This window comes from Thalassobius vesicularis, from assembly GCF_004799325.1.
Classification (GTDB): Bacteria; Pseudomonadota; Alphaproteobacteria; order Rhodobacterales; family Rhodobacteraceae; genus Thalassobius; species Thalassobius vesicularis.
In genome coordinates, this window is sequence record NZ_SSMD01000022.1 from 1 (window position 1) to 1,661 (window position 1,661).

General features: G+C 65.1%; 2 protein-coding genes. Both read right to left on the reverse strand.

All coding sequences use genetic code 11. From position 1 onward, the window contains the following. Positions 1-6 precede the first annotated feature (6 nt). The gene (locus tag E7681_RS18595; protein ID WP_136340758.1) at positions 7-927 is read right to left on the reverse strand and encodes an electron transfer flavoprotein subunit alpha/FixB family protein; all 921 of its coding nucleotides are present in this window, start codon (positions 925-927) and stop codon (positions 7-9) included. Next, a partial coding sequence (locus tag E7681_RS18600) for an electron transfer flavoprotein subunit beta/FixA family protein (protein ID WP_136340759.1) occupies positions 927-1,661 on the reverse strand: 735 nt, incomplete at its 5' end. The genes E7681_RS18600 and E7681_RS18595, both read right to left, overlap by 1 nt.

Genomic DNA, 1,661 nt, shown 5'->3' on the forward strand with positions numbered 1-1,661 from the left:
GGTTAATCAGAGTTTACCGGTCAGGTCCGGGACGGCGTCGAACAGGTCTGCGACCAGGCCGTAGTCGGCGACCTGGAAGATCGGGGCCTCTTCGTCCTTGTTGATGGCGACGATGACTTTCGAGTCCTTCATGCCCGCAAGGTGTTGAATTGCCCCGGAAATCCCGACCGCGATGTACAGCTCGGGCGCCACGACCTTGCCGGTCTGGCCGACCTGCCAGTCGTTCGGCGCAAAGCCACTGTCCACAGCCGCGCGGGATGCGCCGACGGCGGCGCCCAGCTTGTCCGCAAGTGCTTCGATAATCTGGAAATTTTCCTCGGACCCGACGCCGCGGCCACCCGAGACCACGATCTTGGCCGAGGTCAGTTCCGGACGATCCGAGGCCGCGACCTTGTCCTCGACCCACTCGCTCAGGCCCGCGTTGCCGGCGGCTGCGATGGCTTCCACGGCAGCCGAACCACCCTGGCCCGCCGCGTCGAAGGCGGTGGTACGGACGGTCAGTACCTTCTTGGAATCGTTGGACTTTACGGTCTGCATCGCGTTGCCCGCGTAGATCGGGCGCTCAAACGTGGCGCCGTCCACGACCGCGGTCACGTCCGACAGAACCATCACGTCCAGCAGCGCGGCCACGCGCGGCAGGATGTTTTTCGCGCTCGCCGTGGAGGGGGCAACGATATGTTCATAATTGCCTGCCAGGCTGACCACCAGATCGGCGACCGGCTCGGCCAGGCCGTTGGCATAGGCGGCGTCATCCGCCACCAGAACCTTTGCCACGCCGTCGATCTTCGACGCGGCCTCGCCTGCGGCAGCGGGGCCCGCAACCAGAACGGTCACATCGCCCAGCGATTTGGCAGCGGTCACCGCCTTGGCGGTGGCGTCCAGCGCCAGTGCGCCACCGGCGATTTCTGCAAGGAGAAGAACAGCCATTACACGATCCCCTTTTCTTTCAGCTTCGACACCAGCTCGTCGACCGAGCCAACCATTTCCCCGGCCGAACGCGCGGCGGGCTCTGCCGTCTTGACGACGCTCAGGCGCGGCGTGACATCGACGCCGAAATCGGCGGCGGTCTTTTCGTCCAGCGGTTTCTTCTTGGCTTTCATGATGTTGGGCAGCGAGGCGTAGCGCGGCTCGTTCAGGCGCAGGTCGGCGGTGACGATCGCCGGCAGCTTCACCTTGACGGTCTGCAACCCGCCGTCCACTTCGCGGGTCACGACGGCATGCTCGCCCTCGATCGCCAGTTCCGAGGCATAGGTCGCCTGACCCCAGCCCAGCAGCGCCGCCAGCATCTGGCCGGTCGCGTTCATGTCGTTGTCGATCGCCTGCTTGCCCGCGATCACCAGGCCCGGCGCCTCGGCGTCGATCACGGCCTTCAGGATCTTGGCCACGGCCAGCGGCTCGATGTCCTGGTGCACGTCGTCAGCGGCCACAACCAGGATCGCCCGGTCCGCGCCCATCGCCAGCGCCGTGCGCAGCGTTTCCTGCGCCTGCTTCACGCCGATCGACACGACGACAACCTCGTCCGCCTTGCCCGCTTCCTTCAGCCGGATCGCCTCTTCGACCGCAATCTCGTCGAACGGGTTCATCGACATCTTCACATTCGCGAGATCAACTCCGCTACCGTCCGCCTTAACGCGAACCTTCACGTTGTAGTCAATCACACG